We start from the raw sequence: 16,919 nt of genomic DNA on the forward strand, positions 1-16,919 counted from the left end.
AGTGCATAATCTACCTCAACGATAGGAAAACAAACAGCTATTGATTAAGAAAGAGGTGAATCGTATGTCACACTGCGTAGTAAGACTCAATGGAACTGAGGAAGTAGAGGAGTTTGTAAAAGCAGCTTCCAAATGTGATTTTGATATTGACATTTTTTACAACCGCGTTATTATTGATGCAAAATCCATTCTTGGCATCCTCAGCATGGATCTGAACCGTGATCTCACCGTACACTGCTATGGTGACAGTCCGGCATTCAATAAAACCCTGCAGAAATTTGCTGTAGCATAAATTTTATTAAGGGAAACGAAAAAAATTCAGCCTGCGCCGCCAGCGAGAGTAGAGACAGAATTTGCGCAGGGGACTTTCTGAAGAAAAACTAATCACACGAGACACATAACTTCAGAGAGAAAAAAGGAGACTGTTGCGGCAGTCTCCTTTTTTCTGTATAATGATAACTATTCAGAGCCATGCGAAATTCCAGAAAAGGACACGAATCATGCTTGCATGAATGAGCGTTCTTTTCTGGAATTTCATATGGCGAGAAGCCACATCGAGATGCAGCGCAGCGGAATCGAGATGGGGCTCTGAATAGTCTGGTTAGAAAAGGAGCGGGCTAGTGGAAGAGAAGAAGAAAGAGATCCGGATTTCCGTGCGGAATCTGGTGGAGTTTATTCTGCGCAGCGGGGATCTGGACAACTCGTCGGGAGGTTTTGGCGAGCGCGATGCCATGCAGGCGGGAACGCGGGTGCATCAGCAGATTCAGAAAAAACGGGGCGCCGATTACCGTGCGGAGGTTCCGCTGGTTCACGAAAAAGAATATGAGCATTTCATCCTGCGCGTCGAGGGAAGAGCAGACGGCATGTACGAGGACGGAACCACGACCGTGATCGAGGAGATCAAGGGAACGTACCGTGACCTCGAAACGATGGAAGAGCCGGTTCCGGTACATCTGGCACAGGCGAAGTGCTACGCTTACATCTACGGCCTTCAGAACCGCAAAGAGGAGATGGGCGTGCTGATGACGTACACCCTGCTCGCCTCCGAGGAGGAAGGCCTTCTGCGCCCGCTCACCAAAGAAGAGGTAAAGCCGGAGCACTCCAACTGGCGCATCCGCCATTTTCTGCAGACGTACAAGCTCCCGGAACTGGAGCAGTGGTTCGATGAGCTACTCGACGCCTGGTTTATCTGGGCGGAATTCCAGTACCAGTGGCAGAAAGCGCGAGATGCCTCAATGCAGCACCTCGAATTCCCCTTCCCGTACCGGAAAGGCCAGCGGGAACTGGTGAGCGGCGTCTACCGTACCATTCTGCGGAAAAAAGAACTCTTCGTCCAGGCGCCGACCGGCATCGGAAAAACAATGTCCACGGTCTTTCCGGCTATCCGCGCGATCGGAGAGGGCTGCGGCGACCGTCTTTTTTATCTGACTGCGAAAACCATCACCCGTACCGTGGCAGAGGAGGCGGTCTCCATTCTAAAAGAGAAGGGACTGCAGTTCAAAGCAATCACGCTGACCGCAAAAGAAAAAATGTGCATCCTCGATGAGCCCGAATGCGATCCGATCCACTGCCCGCGCGCGAAAGGTCATTTTGACCGGATCAACGCGGCGGTGTACGAGATGCTGACGGAATGCGATTCCTACACAAGAGAGGAAGTCCTGCGCCAGGCGGAAAAATGGAACGTCTGCCCGCACGAGTTCCAGTTTGATGTGGCTTCGTGGGTGGACGGCGTGATCTGCGATTACAACTATGCGTTTGATCCGACCTCGAAATTAAAACGCTTTTTCGCAGAAGGAACGAAGGGTGATTACATCTTTCTGATCGACGAGGCGCACAACCTGGTCGAGCGGGGCCGCGATATGTTCAGTGCCACGCTCGTCAAAGAGGAGATTTTAAAGGTCCGCCAGCTCCTCCGCCCGTATGCACCGGGCAAAAAGCTCGAGAAGGCGCTGAATCGCTGCAATCACCAGATGCTCGTCTACAAAAGAGAGTGCGATTCCTGCACGGAGCTGGAAAGCGTATCGGCGTTTCTTATGATGGTCAATCAGCTGCTGGAAGAACTGGCGGGCTGGCTGGAAGCGCATAAGACAAGCGAAATCCGGAAGCAGGTTCTGGATTTTTACTTTAACTTGCGAAATTTTTCCGAGATTTACAATTTAGTGGATGAAAATTATCTGATCTACACGAGTTATCTCGATAACGGCGATTTTGCACTGCGCCTGTTCTGCGTCAACCCGGCGGAGAATCTGCAGCAGTGTATCAACCAGGGGCGGTCGGCCGTCTTCTTTTCCGCGACGCTGCTGCCGGTGCAGTATTATAAGAAGATGTTCAGCACGAATACGGACGATTACGCGATTTACGTGGAGTCCCCGTTTGATCCCGCGAAGCGGTGTCTGGCGATCGGAAGCGAGGTCAGCACGAAGTATCAGCGGAGAAACCGCGCAGAGTTTGAGAAGATCGCTGCCTATCTGAACGAGATGATCCAGAGCCGGAAGGGCAACTATATGGCGTTCTTCCCGTCATACCGCCTGATGCAGGATGTCTATGCGGTCTATGAGGAACTGTATGCAGATGAAAACGTGACCTGCCTGATCCAGGAGTCGGCGATGCGGGAGCAGGAGAGAGAAGCGTTTCTGGAAGCGTTTGCGAAAGACAACGAGAAAACGCTGGTGGGATTCTGTATCATGGGAGGCATTTTCTCGGAGGGAATTGATCTGGACGGGGAAAAGCTGATCGGCGCGGCCGTTGTGGGAGCCGGAATCCCGCAGGTGGGGCCGGAGAGAGAACTTTTAAAGCAATATTTTGACCGCAGCGGAGAGAACGGTTTCGACTACGCGTACCGCTATCCCGGCATGAATAAAGTATTGCAGGCGGCAGGGCGCGTGATCCGTACGACGGAGGACACGGGTGTGATTCTGTTGCTCGACGAGCGGTTCCGAAACCGGGAGTACCGCGAGCTGTTCCCAAGAGAATGGGAGGACTGCCGGATTGTGCAGCGCAGCAGCCTCCCGGAGGTAATCCATTCGTTTTGGGAGAGGGTGGATTGTGAGAGCGGATCAAAAGCCGGGCAGCAGGAAATGAAATCTCGGTGCAGCGCTGAACGTTACGTGTGATCCGCGCGGTTCCGGTATTCGCTCGGCGAGCAGCCCATCTGCTGCCGGAAAATTTTAGAAAAATAGGCAGGACTGGAAAATCCGGTCTGTTCCGCTACGGAAGTGATACTGGCCTGGCGCTCGAGAAGGAGCGGCAGGCTTTTTTCAATACGGTAATCGAGAAGATAGTCAAACAGGGATTCGTTCATGCATTTCTTGAAAAAACGGCAGCATTCACTGCGGCAGATGTGGATCTGTGCGGCGAGATCCTCGAGCGTCAGATGCTCCATATAATGGCGGTGGATGTAGTCGAGCAGAATGCGGAGCCGCTCAACATCACGCGCTGCCGCCGTGTTCTGGGATTCACCGGAAAACGATGCGTGGCGGTAAATCTCAATCCAGATCGACAGCAGAAGCTCCTGGATTTCCATCTCAAACGCGGACGGCTGTGAAAGCGAGAGGTCGTAGATGCGGTGCATACAGGCAAGTACCTGGTTCTGCCAGTCGATCTCCGGCGAAAAGACGATGGAGGCGAGCTGCATATCCGTCAGCACCGGTTCGACGTAGCGCGTCTGGATCACACTGTTTGAAAAACCATAGAGAAAGCGTGGGGCGAACGTGGTTGAAATATAGACGCAGTCCATCCCGTCGATCATGTGGCCGCTGTGAAGCGCATTCGTGTTGCAGAAAATGCCGTCCCCTTCTTTTAAGACATACGATTTGCCGTTGACCTGATATCCGATCTGTCCCGAGAGGACAAACGTCAGCTCAATTTCCGGGTGCCAGTGCCAGGAAAAGGAGCCGCGCTCGTAGCGGGAGAGCTGTTCGTAACTGATGTTGACAGGAAATTCATAGCTGCCGTGGGCCTTCAGCTCACGGTTTTCTTTATCCATGCGGATCTGCATGAAACGTACCTCCAATCCATAAAATCCATTAAAAATCATACGATAAGTAAAGTATGCGGCAAAAAGGGAAAAAAAACAAGAAAAAATCGAAGATCACCTCAATATAATTATCGTTTGCCCCAATATTGTTGTTGCAGATGGGCGTACGGCTCACTATAATGATACTTAAGAAGATAAGAAAAAACACACAAACACACAAACACACAATACACACACAACACACAAAACGAAACCATGAAAACAACACACCAAAAAGAAAAGGAGACAACAAAATGAAACAGCAGGTACTGGATTGTTTTGCAAAACTGTTCGGGGGAGAGGGCGACATCCGCACCTACTTCGCACCTGGACGTGTGAACCTGATCGGTGAGCACACCGATTACAACGGAGGCCACGTATTTCCATGCGCACTGACCATCGGAACCTACATGGCAGCAAGAAAACGTGACGACAGAAAGCTTCGTTTTTACTCTATGAACTTTGAAAAACTCGGCGTGGTAGAATCTTCTCTCGATGAATTCCTGATGGGAAAAGAAGGCAACTGGACCGCATATCCGAAGGGAATGATGTGGGCATTTTGCCAGAAGGGCTTCCCGGTAGAGCAGGGCTTCGATATCGTGCTCTACGGAAACATTCCGAACGGCTCCGGCCTTTCCTCTTCCGCATCCGTTGAGACCGTAACCGGCGTAATGCTGCGTGACATGTTCGGCTACGACACCATCTCCATGATCGACATCGCTCTGTACGGCCAGTTCTCCGAGAACAACTACAACGGCGTCAACTGCGGTATCATGGATCAGTTCGCCATCGCCATGGGCAAAAAGGACTGTGCGATCTTTCTTGACACCAGCGATCTGAAATATGAGTACGCACCGGTTAAACTGGAAGGCGCAAGAATTGTCATCTCCTGCAGCAACAAGAAACGCGGCCTTGGCGACTCCAAATACAACGAGCGCCGCAGCGAGTGCGAGACTGCTCTGGCTGAGATCCAGAAAGTCAAAGACATCAAGAGCCTTGGCGAGCTGACCGAGGAAGAGTTTGAGGCAGTGAAAGATGCCATCAAAGATCCGGTCCGCCAGAAACGTGCAAAACATGCTGTTTACGAGAACCAGAGAACCGTTCAGGCCGTTGCAGCTTTAAAGGCAAACGACATCGCAAAATTCGGCGAGCTGATGAACGCATCCCACGTTTCCCTGCGTGATGACTATGAGGTAACCGGCATCGAGCTGGATACTCTTGTGGAAGAAGCATGGAACTGCCCGGGTGTCATCGGATCCCGTATGACAGGCGCAGGCTTCGGCGGATGCACCGTCAGCATCGTAAAAACAGAAGATATTGACAACTTCATCGCAAAAGTAGGCGCAGCTTACAAAGAAAAAATCGGCTATGCCGCAGACTTCTATGTCGTAGACATCGGAGACGGCGCAGGCGTATTAAAATAAGAAATAAAAAAGCTGGATCGGCAGCAGGGAGGAAGCTACAGTGATTAACGAGAGTATTGCAAAACTGGTAAAATATGGAGAAAATGCCGGTCTTGTTTCGGGACTGGATAAAATCTATGCGACAAACCGGATTCTGGAAGTCATGCAGATTTCCGATTACGAAGAGCCGGAGCAGATTCCGGAGACCCCGGATCTGGAAGAGACTTTAAATGAACTGCTTGATGATGCAGCTAAGCGCGGTCTTCTCGAACACAACAGCGTCGTTTACCGCGATCTGTTCGATACGAAACTGATGGACTGCCTGATGCCGCGCCCGGGAGAGGTGGTAAAGAAGTTTGAGGAACTCTATGCGAAGAGCCCGCAGGAGGCAACCGATTACTTCTACAAACTGAGCCAGGATTCCAACTACATCCGCAGATACCGCATCGCAAAGGATATCCGCTGGAGCGTACCGAGTGCCTACGGCGATATCGATATCTCGATCAACCTCTCCAAACCGGAGAAGGACCCGAAGGCGATCGCGGCTGCAAAACTGGCAAAACAGAGCGGTTATCCGAAATGCCTGCTCTGCAAGGAGAATGTGGGCTATGCGGGACGCGTCAACCACCCGGCGCGCCAGAACCACCGCATCATTCCGCTGACGATCAATCAGACGGAGTGGGGATTCCAGTACTCGCCATATGTGTATTACAATGAGCACTGCATCGTGTTCAATTTCCAGCATAACCCGATGAAGATCGAGCGCGCGACCTTTGTGAAGCTGTTTGACTTTATCAAGCTGTTTCCGCACTACTTCATCGGTTCCAATGCGGATCTGCCGATCGTGGGAGGCTCCATTTTAAGCCACGATCATTACCAGGGCGGCCACTATACCTTCGCAATGGCGAAAGCGCCGATCGAGCGCCATTTTACCATCAAAGGATACGAGGATGTGGAAACCGGCATCGTCAAATGGCCGCTGTCCGTCATCCGGATCCGCCACAAAGATGAGAAACGGCTGATCGATCTGGCAGAGCATATCCTGAACTGCTGGAGAGGTTACACGGATGAGGAGGCGTTTGTATTCGCCGAGACTGACGGAGAGCCGCACAACACGATCACGCCGATCGCAAGAAAAGTGGGCGATACGTTCGAACTCGATCTGGCACTGCGCAACAACATCACGACGGACGAATGCCCGCTCGGTGTTTACCATCCGCATGCACAGTATCATCACATCAAAAAAGAGAACATCGGCCTTATTGAGGTTATGGGACTTGCGATTCTGCCGGCGCGCTTAAAAGATGAGCTGGAAGAGCTTTCCAAATGCCTCGTAGAGGGAAAAGATGTCCGCGCTGTCGCAGAGCTGGAGAAACATGCCGACTGGGTAGACGAATTCCTGCCGCGCCATCCGGAGCTGAACAGCGAAAATGTGATGGATATCCTGAAAGAGGAAGTCGGAAAAGTCTTTGTCGGCGTACTCGAGGATGCCGGCGTTTACAAGTGCACCGAGGAAGGCAGAAGTGCATTTGCAAAATTCATGGAAACGTTGTAGAATAAACTAAATGTTTCAATTAACCCGCTGCGGCAAAAAACAGCAGCGAAGGAAAACATGGAGGATACCAAAATGAAAATCTTAGTTACTGGCGGTGCAGGCTATATTGGAAGCCACACCTGTGTGGAACTGCTGAACGCAGGCTATGACGTTGTTGTCATGGACAACCTTTACAATGCAAGCGAGAAAGCCATCGAGCGTGTAGAACAGATTACCGGAAAGAAAGTAACCTTCTACAAAACCGATATGCTGGACCGCGAAGGCGTAAAGAAAATTTTCGACAACGAGAAAATTGACGCTGTCATCCATTTCGCAGGCTTAAAAGCAGTCGGCGAGTCCGTACATAAACCGATTGAATATTATCACAACAACATGACCGGAACCCTGATTCTCTGCGATGAGATGAGAAACCACGGCGTAAAGAACATCATCTTCAGTTCTTCTGCAACCGTATACGGCAATCCGGCACAGATTCCGATCACCGAGGAGTGCCCGAAGGGAACCCCGACCAACCCATACGGCTGGACAAAAAGCATGCTCGAGCAGGTTCTGACCGACATCCACACCGCAGATCCAGAATGGAATGTTATCCTGCTTCGTTACTTCAACCCGATCGGAGCGCATAAGAGCGGCCTTATCGGAGAGGATCCGAAGGGCATCCCGAACAACCTGCTTCCGTATGTCGCACAGGTTGCCATCGGAAAACTCGAGTGCATCGGCGTTTTCGGTGATGACTACGATACTCCGGACGGAACTGGTGTCCGCGATTACATCCATGTTGTTGACCTGGCACGCGGCCATGTAAAAGCCATCCAGAAACTGGCTGACAACGAGGGCGTTTCCATTTACAACCTCGGAACCGGCAAAGGCTACAGCGTACTCGATGTGATCCACGCATTCGAGAAAGCATGCGGCCATCCGCTGAAATACGAAATCAAACCGCGCCGTGACGGTGATATCGCAACCTGCTACTCCAAATGCGACAAAGCAAAAGAGGAGCTTGGCTGGGAGGCTGAGTACGGCATCGAGGAGATGTGTGCCGATTCCTGGAACTGGCAGCAGAAGAATCCGAACGGATATAACGACTAATGTAATGTGAGTGTTATCTGGCGGCCCGCCGATACTTGAAAGAGTGTCGGCGGGCCGTTTTTGTATAGATAAATTCAGTCTTTTTTCACAAAGTCCGGCTTGCTAATTAAGAGGGAATCCGATATAATGTAAGAGTTAAAGTGTCCGTAAAAAAAGAGGGGCGGTTTGACATACAAGGAGGAAAAGCATGGACGATAGAAAAAATCAGAACCGGGAACCAGAAAACGGCTCCGGGGGAGGACCGAAAAACAGACAGACGATACTCATTATCCTGATCTGCCTCCTCGTCAGCCTGATGGTGATGGGACTTCTGAACAATGCCCTTGGGGGAATTACTTCCGAGGATCTTGACTATAGCAAATTCCTGGATATGGTAAACAACGATGAAGTGCAGGAAGTTGTCTTGAAATCGGGAACACTGACCGTAACGCCGAAAGACCAGAAATCGGAGGGAATCACCTATCAGGTAACGATGATGGGAGATGAGCAGGAGCTGGTCGATCTGTTACAGGAGAAAGGCATTACGTACCACAAAGATCCGCCGGATTCTACCGGAACGATCATTTACACATTGCTGACCGTCATTCTGCCGGTTGTGATGCTTGTCGCTGTCATGGTATGGGTGATGCGCAGCATGAACAAAGGCGGCGGAGTCATGGGCGTAGGAAAGAGCAGAGCAAAGGCCTACGTACAGAAAGAAACCGGCGTGACATTCCGCGATGTTGCGGGACAGGACGAGGCAAAAGAATCGCTCCAGGAGGTTGTGGATTTCCTGCATAACCCTGGAAAATACACGACAATCGGTGCAAAACTTCCGAAAGGAGCACTTCTTGTAGGCCCTCCTGGAACCGGAAAAACACTGCTTGCCAAAGCCGTAGCCGGTGAGGCGCACGTACCGTTTTTCTCGATGTCCGCTTCGGAATTTGTCGAGATGTTCGTCGGTGTCGGTGCATCGCGTGTGCGTGACCTGTTTGAGGAAGCAAAGAAAAACGCACCGTGCATCATCTTTATCGATGAGATCGATGCGATCGGAAAGAGCCGTGACAACAGCTACAACAGCAACGACGAGCGGGAGCAGACGTTAAACCAGCTCCTCGCCGAGATGGACGGATTCGACAGCTCCAAGGGTATTCTGATCCTTGCGGCCACAAACCGCCCGGAGGTTCTTGACCCGGCGCTGCTGCGTCCAGGCCGTTTTGACCGCCGGATTATCGTAGAAAGACCGGACCTGAAAGGCCGTGTGGAAATCCTGAAAGTACACGCCAAGAACGTATCGCTCGATGAGACGGTTGATCTCGACGGCATCGCACTTGCGACATCGGGAGCCGTTGGTTCTGATCTTGCAAATATGATCAACGAGGCAGCGATTCTTGCGGTCAAGAACGGAAGAAAAGCCGTTTCCCAGAAGGATCTTCTCGAGGCAGTCGAGGTTGTCCTCGTCGGAAAAGAGAAGAAGGACCGCATCTTAAGCCAGGAAGAGCGAAAGATCGTTTCCTACCACGAGGTAGGCCACGCACTTGTTACTGCACTGCAGAAGGATTCCGAGCCGGTACAGAAAATCACGATTGTGCCGCGTACGATGGGTGCGCTCGGCTACGTCATGCAGGTGCCAGAGGAGGAGAAATACCTCAACACGAAGAGCGAACTCGAGGCGATGATCGTCGAGTGCCTCGGTGGAAGAGCGGCAGAGGAGATCGTATTCGGCAATGTGACAACGGGAGCTTCGAATGATATCGAGAAAGCGACGAAGATTGTCCGCGCGATGATCACGCAGTACGGTATGTCGGAGAAATTCGGTCTGATCGGTCTTGCGACCCAGCAGAATCAGTACCTCGACGGAAGAATGGTCTTAAACTGCGGCGATGCCACAGCAACCGAAATTGACCACGAGGTCATGAAGATCCTGAAAGAGTCGTATGAGCAGGCAAAAGAACTTCTGGCAGCTAACCGCGATGCGATGGATGAAATCGCAGCTTACCTGATCCAGAAAGAGACGATCACCGGAAAAGAATTTATGGAGATTTTTCATCAGGTGATTGCAAAACGGAATGGAAACGCGGAAGAAGCGGTTGAAAATCCGGAAATATAAAAAGAAAGCGAAAAGGCCCGGCGGGAGCAGAGAAAACGATCTCTGCACGCTGGGCATTTTCAACATTACAGTCCCAAAAAGAGGAGGGTCATATGGCGTTTGATATCCAGGAAGAACTGAAAAAACTGCCGGGGAAACCCGGCGTCTATCTGATGCACGACGCGGACGATACAATTATCTACGTAGGAAAGGCGATTTCGCTGAAAAACCGTGTCCGCCAGTATTTCCAGACGAGCCGCAACAAAGGGCCGAAGATTGAGCGGATGGTCACGCATATCGCCCGCTTTGAGTATATTGTGACGGATTCCGAACTGGAGGCGCTCGTGCTGGAGTGCAACCTTATCAAAGAGCACCGTCCGAAATACAATACGATGCTGAAAGATGACAAGGCGTACCCGTACATTAAGGTGACCGTGAACGAGGATTTTCCACGCATTCTGTTTTCCCATCAGATGAAGAAGGACAAGGCGAAATATTTCGGCCCGTACACAAGCGCCGGAGCTGTGAAAGATACGATCGAACTGTTGCGGAAGCTGTACGATATCCGTTCCTGCAATAAGAGCCTGCCAAAGGAGATCGGCAAAGACCGCCCGTGTCTTTACTATCACATCCACCAGTGTAAGGCACCGTGCCAGGGATACATTTCCAAAGAAGAGTACGGCGAGCAGATCAAAAAGGCGATCAGTTTTCTGAATGGAAATTACAATGACATGATCAAAGAGCTGACTGGAAAAATGACGGAGGCGGCTGAGGAGATGCGGTTCGAGCAGGCGGCGGAGTACCGTGATCTGATCGACAGCGTGCGCAGGATCGGCGAGCGGCAGAAGATTACGAACAGTGACGGCGAGGACAAGGATGTCATTGCGCTTGCGATGGACAAAGAGGATGCGGTGGCGCAGGTCTTCTTTATCCGGAACGGAAAGCTGATCGGGCGGGAGCATTATTATCTGCGGATCGGCGAGGAGGAGCAGAAAAGCGAGGTGCTGCTCACGTTTATGAAACAGTTCTATTCCGGCACGCCGTTCATCCCGCGGGAAATCATGATTTCCGAGGAGATTGCCGAGCAGGAGCTGATGGAAGAGTATTTAAGCAGCAAACGGGGCCAGAAGGTCCGCATCCGCGTGCCGAAAAAGGGCAGCAAGGAAAAAATGGTGGAACTGGCAGAGCGGAACGCACAGATCGTTCTCGACCAGGACCGCGAGCGGATCAAGCGGGAAGAGGGTCGGACGGTCGGTGCCGTAAAAGAGATCGCCAGATGGCTGAACCTGCCGTCGATCGACCGCATCGAGGCGTACGATATCTCCAATATCAGCGGTTTCCAGTCGGTCGGCTCGATGATCGTCTACGAGAAAGGAAAGCCAAAGCGCGCCGATTACCGAAAATTCAAGATCAAATCCGTCGAGGGACCGAACGATTACGCCAGTATGAAAGAGGTCTTAAGCCGCCGTTTTCTGCGCGGCATCCAGGAGGACAGCGGTTTCGAGCGGCTGCCGGACCTGATCATGATGGACGGCGGACGCGGCCAAGTTAACATTGCGCTTGAGGTGCTTGAAGAAATGGATCTTGCGATTCCGGTCTGCGGTATGGTAAAGGACGACAAGCACCGCACGAGGGGTCTGTATTTCCGAAACGTGGAAATCCCGATCGACCGGAACAGCGAGGGCTTCAAACTGATCACACGCGTGCAGGACGAGGCGCACCGCTTTGCAATCGAATACCACCGCCTGCTGCGGAGCAAAGGCCAGGTCCACTCGATTCTCGACGACATCCCGGGCATCGGGCCGACAAGAAGGAAAGAACTGATGCGCCACTTTCAGGGAATTGATGATATCAAGGCGGCAACCGTGGAAGAACTTTCCGGACTTCCGGGCATGAATAAAAAGGCGGCGGAGCAGGTTTACACATTCTTTCACGCACCTGCACAGGAGGAAAATGAGGATTCGTCAAAATAGTTAAATTTCTAGGTTGCCCGTGATGCTTTATTGTGCTAAAATCATAGAAGAGACGGATTTAAAAAGACGTCGAATGAAGTCGGAGGACAGGAAAATGAAAGAAATTGAAATGACCAAAATGGTGGAGGAAATGGATCTCCGCAACCTGACACCAGAGGTTGATATGACAGATCTTGTCATTGCCACACCGGATATCAACCGTCCTGCACTGCAGCTGACCGGTTACTATGAGCATTTTGCCAATGAGCGTGTGCAGATCATCGGTTATGTAGAGTTCACGTATCTGCAGCATCTTGAAGAGAGCGAGCGCGTCCGCGCGTTTGAAGAGTTTGTAAGCCGCAAGATCCCATGTGTCATTTTCACCACGAAGATGATTCCGGGACCGGAAATTCTGGAGCTGTGCAATCGTTATCAGGTACCGGCCTTTGCGGTAGACAAATCGACTTCCGTTTTCATGGCTGAAATCATCCGCTGGCTGAATGTCCAGCTTGCCCCGATGATCTCCATCCACGGCGTGCTGGTCGATGTATTCGGCGAGGGCGTTCTGATCATGGGCGAGAGCGGAATCGGAAAGAGCGAGGCTGCACTGGAGCTGATCAAACGAGGCCATCGTCTCGTCAGCGATGATGTGGTTGAAATCAGCCGTGTCAGCGACATTACGCTGGTCGGAACGGCACCGGATATCACGCGTCACTTTATCGAGCTGCGCGGTATCGGTATCATCGACGTCAAGACGCTGTTTGGTGTCGAGAGCGTAAAGGATACCCAGTCTATCGACCTTGTTATCAAGCTTGAAGAGTGGGACAAAGAGAAAGAATACGACCGTCTGGGCCTGGAAGAAGAGTATATTGAGTTCCTTGGAAACAAGGTTGTCTGCCATTCCCTTCCGATCCGTCCGGGCCGTAACCTGGCGATCATCGTAGAAACCGCTGCTGTCAACCACAGACAGAAGAAGATGGGCTACAATGCCGCACAGGAGCTGTACCGCCGTGTACAGGCTAACTTAGTGAAAAAAAGAGAGGAGAAGTAAGAAAATGGCAAACTATGTATTTGGAATCGATGTTGGGGGTACTTCAGTGAAATGCGGAATGTTCCAGACAGACGGAACTCTGTTGGAAAAATGGGAAATCCCGACCCGCACCGAAAACGGCGGAAGCGAAATTCTGCCGGATATCGCAAAAAGCGTAAAAGCAAAAATGGCTGAGAAGGGTATCGCAGCAGATGATGTTGCCGGTGTCGGCATTGACGTACCTGGCCCGGTTAATGACAAAGGTGAGCTTTCCATCGCAGTCAACCTGAACTGGGGATATAAAAATATCGTAAAAGAGCTTTCCGACGAACTCGGCGGAATGGCAGTAAAAGCAGCAAACGACGCAAACGCAGCAGCTCTCGGTGAGATGTGGGCAGGCGGCGGAAAGGGAAGCAAGAACCTGGTTATGGTTACCCTTGGAACCGGTGTCGGCGGCGGAATCATCGTGGACGGCAAGATCGTAGCAGGTGCTCACGGCGCAGGCGGCGAGGTTGGTCATGCATGTGTTGAGCCGGAAGAAGAAGCGGTCTGCAACTGCGGAAACCACGGATGCCTCGAGCAGATGACATCTGCAACCGGTATCGTTCGTCTGGCAAAGAAATATCTGGCATCCCATGATACTCCGTCTTCTTTAAGAGAAAGAGGAGAGTCCATCAGTGCAAAAGCTGTCTTTGATGCATTAAAAGAAGGCGATGCAGCAGCAGAAGCAATCGTTCAGGAGTTCTCCGAGTACCTCGGAAGAGCACTTGCAGTATTCGCATGCGTTGTTGACCCGGAAGTTATCGTAGTCGGCGGCGGTGTATCCAAAGCAGGCCAGATCCTGATCGACGGCGTAGCTAAATACTACCGTGAAGCAGCATTCATCGCATGCAAAGATACCCCGATCGTACTCGCTTCCCTTGGAAACGATGCTGGTATCTACGGCGCAGCAAAAATGCTGATTGACTAATTGATTCAGATGGAAAAAGAAGTATAGAAAAACCGGTCCTGCTGGCATATGCCAGAGGGCCGGTTTTTTGTGTATAGACTGACTGAAAAAGTTATTCGGAAGAGCCGCTCTCTTCGGACTGCGGCTGTACTTCCGATATCTCCGCCGGGGTATCCGGTTCTGACGGTGCATCAGGGGTCTCCGGTGTGTCAGGAGTCTCCGGTGTGTCAGGAGTCTCCGGTGTATTAGAAGGCGGATCGGCAGGTGTTTCGGTCGGAGCCGGAGTTTCCTGCGGTGCCTCCGTCGGTGTCGGGGTTGTCTGCGGAGTTGATGCTGCGGAAGGGGTTCTGGTCGGCGTCGGTGTTGAGGCCGGCGCGGTGTAGTGGCCCTTGCAACGCTCGGTCGGCAGATCGGATACCGCAAAGTATTCGGTGATGGACGGGCAGCTTGAGCGGGCGAGCAGGCCAGTCTTCGTACAGATCGTTGCCTCCTGTACTGTTGCGGAAGTCTCGAAATCCATATCGGCAAGGCCTTCGTGGATTTCATTCATGACCTTTGCCCAGAGACGTTTGTGGAATTCACGGTCGCTCTCCGGAAACTCCGCGTGTGTATCATACGTTGCCCAGATGGCAGCGGTATAATACGGCGTAAAGCCTGCAAAAACAAGATCCTTGGCCTCGTTCGTCGTACCGGTTTTTCCGGCTGCGTGCATATTGTCGAGGCGGGCGGCAACACCGGTACCTTTTTCCAGAACATCCTCCATGGCATTGGTGAGGAGGGAGGCAGTGCTTGCCTTGAAGACCTGCGTTGCCTTGTTTTCTGTGTTGTCAATTAAAACATTTCCCTTGCTGTCGGTAACCTTTGTGTAGAACACCGGCTTGCGGTACTGGCCGCCGTCTGCGATTGCCGCGTAGGCTGCCGTCAGTTCGAGATCACTGACACCGTAGGTGATACCGCCGAGAGCCAGCGGCTGGATCACATCGTATTCCTCGGAGAGTTTGGAAAAACCAAGCTTCTTCAGATAATCAAAGCCGACCTTCGGCGTAAGCTCGGTCAGTACTTTGACGGCCGGGATATTGATGGAATTGATGATCGCCTGGCGGACGGTAACATCACCATGGTAGGTAAGATCCGAGTTCTGCAGCGGTGTGCCGTCGCTGTAGTTGAACGGCTCATCCTTAATTACCGTAGCGAGTGTAATCTTTCCAAGGTCGAGTGCCGGTCCGTACGCGGAAAGAATCTTAAACGTGGAACCCGGCTGGGAATAATTATCGGTTGCGCGGTTGAAGGTAAGACTTGCTGTTTTTTCGCCGCGTCCGCCGACGATGGCTTTCACGTAACCGGTGCGCTGGTCCATAACGGTCATGCACGCCTGCGGCTGCGGGGTGAAGCTGCTGCGCTCGGCAACAATCGTATCGCCCTCCTGCATGATAGCGGCTTTGTACTGGTCGATATAGCTCTGTGCCTCCTCCTGGGAGTCAAAGAGCAGATCGAAATTCGGATCGCTGTTGCGGAAGTAGAGCTGCAGCATCTCTTTGCTGTAGTTCTGTACCTCGCCGTCTGCCTGCTCTACGGTGAGCGCCCAGTCGAGACCGATCTGCGTGTTCGCCGGGAAGTTCTCCGGATTCTGGAATTCCGTATCGAGGATTGACTGCATGTAGGAATCCTGTGTGGTATAAATTTTGAGGCCGCCGCTGTAGACAACGTTCTTTGCCTGCACTTCGGTGTAGCCTTTCTGTACCATCAGATCGTTGATCAGGTTGGTGATGACTTCATCGATAAAGTAGGAGTACGGCGCGCTCTCCGCCTGGGACTGCGTGTGCATGGCGATGCGGTCGTAAACGTTGTCGTTCATGGCAATGGTGTATTCTTCTTCGGTGATGTAGCCCTGCTCTTTCATGTTGTTCAGGATCTTGTCGCGGCGCTGCTGGTTTTTCTCCGGGTGGTTTTTCGGATTATATGCCGTCGGCGCCTTTGGAATTGCGGCAAGAACGGCGCATTCAGAGAGCGTCAGATCTTTTGCATCCTTTCCGAAATACGTCTGCGCTGCCGTCTGGACACCGTAGCAGCCGGAACCTAAGTTGATCGTATTCAGATAATTTTCCAGAATAACGTCTTTGGCGTTTTCACCCTCTGCGGTCAGTGTTTTTTCCAGCTTCAGCGCCAGGTACTGTTCCTGGATCTTCCGCTTGAAGCTCTGCATCCGCGTCTCTTCCATCCAGTCAGTGAAAACATTGTTTTTTAAGAGCTGCTGTGTGATCGTGCTGGCGCCCTCGGTAAAATGAAAGCCGTGGCTGACGCCGACAACGAAAGCACGGATGATACCGCTCGGATCGATGCCGTTGTGCTCATAAAAACGGGCATCCTCAACCGCGACGATCGCGTGCTGCATATCGAGCGGAATCTCCTCAATCGAAATCGAGACACGGTTTCCCTGAGCCCCGGTCAGCTTCTGTACCTGGTTGCCGTCAGCATCGTAGATAAACGACGCGTTGCCGAGCGGCATGATATTTGCCTCTGAAATATCAGGGGCACTGTCAATCACGCCGCGGACAGCGCCGATCACAAGCCCGGCACCGCAGACGAGAACGACAAGAAGAAGACAGAACGCGATGCGCAGCGCCGTCACGCCGGCCGTCTTTTCAATCTTTCCGTAATGGGACCGCAGATCTTCACGTTTGTCTTCCAGATGACTTTTTCCAAAGTGCATATAGAAAATCCTCCTTATGTCATGTTCCTGCAAAACTGATTTAGTTCAGTAATCAATGGTGTTCCTGCCCTGCAAAAAGCAGGGTATACTTATTTTTATTATACCAAACAAAGGGCTGGAATAAAAGTATTTCTGAAAAGAATGCTGA

At 51.8% G+C, this 16,919-nt stretch carries 11 protein-coding genes; 9 read left to right on the plus strand and 2 right to left on the minus strand.

The window, feature by feature from the left end:
• The first annotated feature begins 64 nt into the window (after window positions 1-64).
• Window positions 65-292, plus strand: coding sequence for an HPr family phosphocarrier protein (locus DXD92_RS06640; RefSeq protein ID WP_022463118.1), 228 nt, complete (start codon window positions 65-67; stop codon window positions 290-292).
• A 328-nt stretch (window positions 293-620) separates the two neighbouring features.
• A complete protein-coding gene (locus DXD92_RS06645; protein ID WP_118640298.1) occupies window positions 621-3,113 on the plus strand; it encodes an ATP-dependent DNA helicase in 2,493 nt (830 codons plus the stop codon).
• On the opposite strand, the gene DXD92_RS06650 is transcribed toward DXD92_RS06645, so the two are convergent.
• Window positions 3,104-3,997 (minus strand): AraC family transcriptional regulator, encoded by an 894-nt coding sequence (locus tag DXD92_RS06650; RefSeq protein ID WP_055219743.1) that lies wholly within the window; start codon window positions 3,995-3,997, stop codon window positions 3,104-3,106. The two genes, DXD92_RS06645 and DXD92_RS06650, sit on opposite strands and share 10 nt — an antisense overlap.
• 272 nt (window positions 3,998-4,269) lie before the next feature.
• Here DXD92_RS06650 and DXD92_RS06655 point away from each other — a divergent pair, with 272 nt between their 5' ends.
• The 7 genes from DXD92_RS06655 (at window position 4,270) to DXD92_RS06685 (ending at window position 14,082) form a co-directional block, all read left to right on the plus strand.
• A complete protein-coding gene (locus DXD92_RS06655; RefSeq protein WP_022463121.1) occupies window positions 4,270-5,439 on the plus strand; it encodes a galactokinase in 1,170 nt (389 codons plus the stop codon).
• A gap of 40 nt (window positions 5,440-5,479) precedes the next feature.
• Complete coding sequence (gene galT, locus DXD92_RS06660; protein WP_118640299.1) at window positions 5,480-6,973, plus strand: UDP-glucose--hexose-1-phosphate uridylyltransferase; 1,494 nt, start codon at window positions 5,480-5,482, stop codon at window positions 6,971-6,973.
• A gap of 72 nt (window positions 6,974-7,045) precedes the next feature.
• Window positions 7,046-8,062, plus strand: coding sequence for a UDP-glucose 4-epimerase GalE (gene galE, locus DXD92_RS06665; RefSeq protein ID WP_022463123.1), 1,017 nt, complete (start codon window positions 7,046-7,048; stop codon window positions 8,060-8,062).
• 187 nt (window positions 8,063-8,249) lie between these two features.
• Window positions 8,250-10,151: an ATP-dependent zinc metalloprotease FtsH gene (gene ftsH / locus DXD92_RS06670; protein WP_117804206.1), complete on the plus strand. Its 1,902-nt coding sequence runs from the start codon at window positions 8,250-8,252 to the stop codon at window positions 10,149-10,151.
• Window positions 10,152-10,243: 92 nt separating this feature from the next.
• Window positions 10,244-12,103 carry an excinuclease ABC subunit UvrC gene (uvrC, locus tag DXD92_RS06675; RefSeq protein WP_117509664.1) on the plus strand — a complete coding sequence of 620 codons (1,860 nt, stop codon included), beginning with the start codon at window positions 10,244-10,246 and terminating at the stop codon, window positions 12,101-12,103.
• A gap of 94 nt (window positions 12,104-12,197) precedes the next feature.
• On the plus strand, window positions 12,198-13,133 hold the full coding sequence (gene hprK, locus DXD92_RS06680; RefSeq protein ID WP_022463126.1) for an HPr(Ser) kinase/phosphatase: 936 nt from the start codon (window positions 12,198-12,200) through the stop codon (window positions 13,131-13,133).
• A gap of 4 nt (window positions 13,134-13,137) precedes the next feature.
• On the plus strand, window positions 13,138-14,082 hold the full coding sequence (locus DXD92_RS06685; protein ID WP_117760497.1) for an ROK family glucokinase: 945 nt from the start codon (window positions 13,138-13,140) through the stop codon (window positions 14,080-14,082).
• A gap of 91 nt (window positions 14,083-14,173) precedes the next feature.
• Here the strand turns inward: DXD92_RS06685 and DXD92_RS06690 are convergent, their stop codons facing one another.
• The gene (locus tag DXD92_RS06690) at window positions 14,174-16,771 is read right to left on the minus strand and encodes a transglycosylase domain-containing protein (protein WP_117509662.1); all 2,598 of its coding nucleotides are present in this window, start codon (window positions 16,769-16,771) and stop codon (window positions 14,174-14,176) included.
• Window positions 16,772-16,919 lie beyond the last annotated feature (148 nt).

The sequence above is a fragment of the Blautia sp. TM10-2 genome, from assembly GCF_003480845.1.
GTDB lineage: Bacteria > Bacillota > Clostridia > Lachnospirales > Lachnospiraceae > Fusicatenibacter > Fusicatenibacter saccharivorans.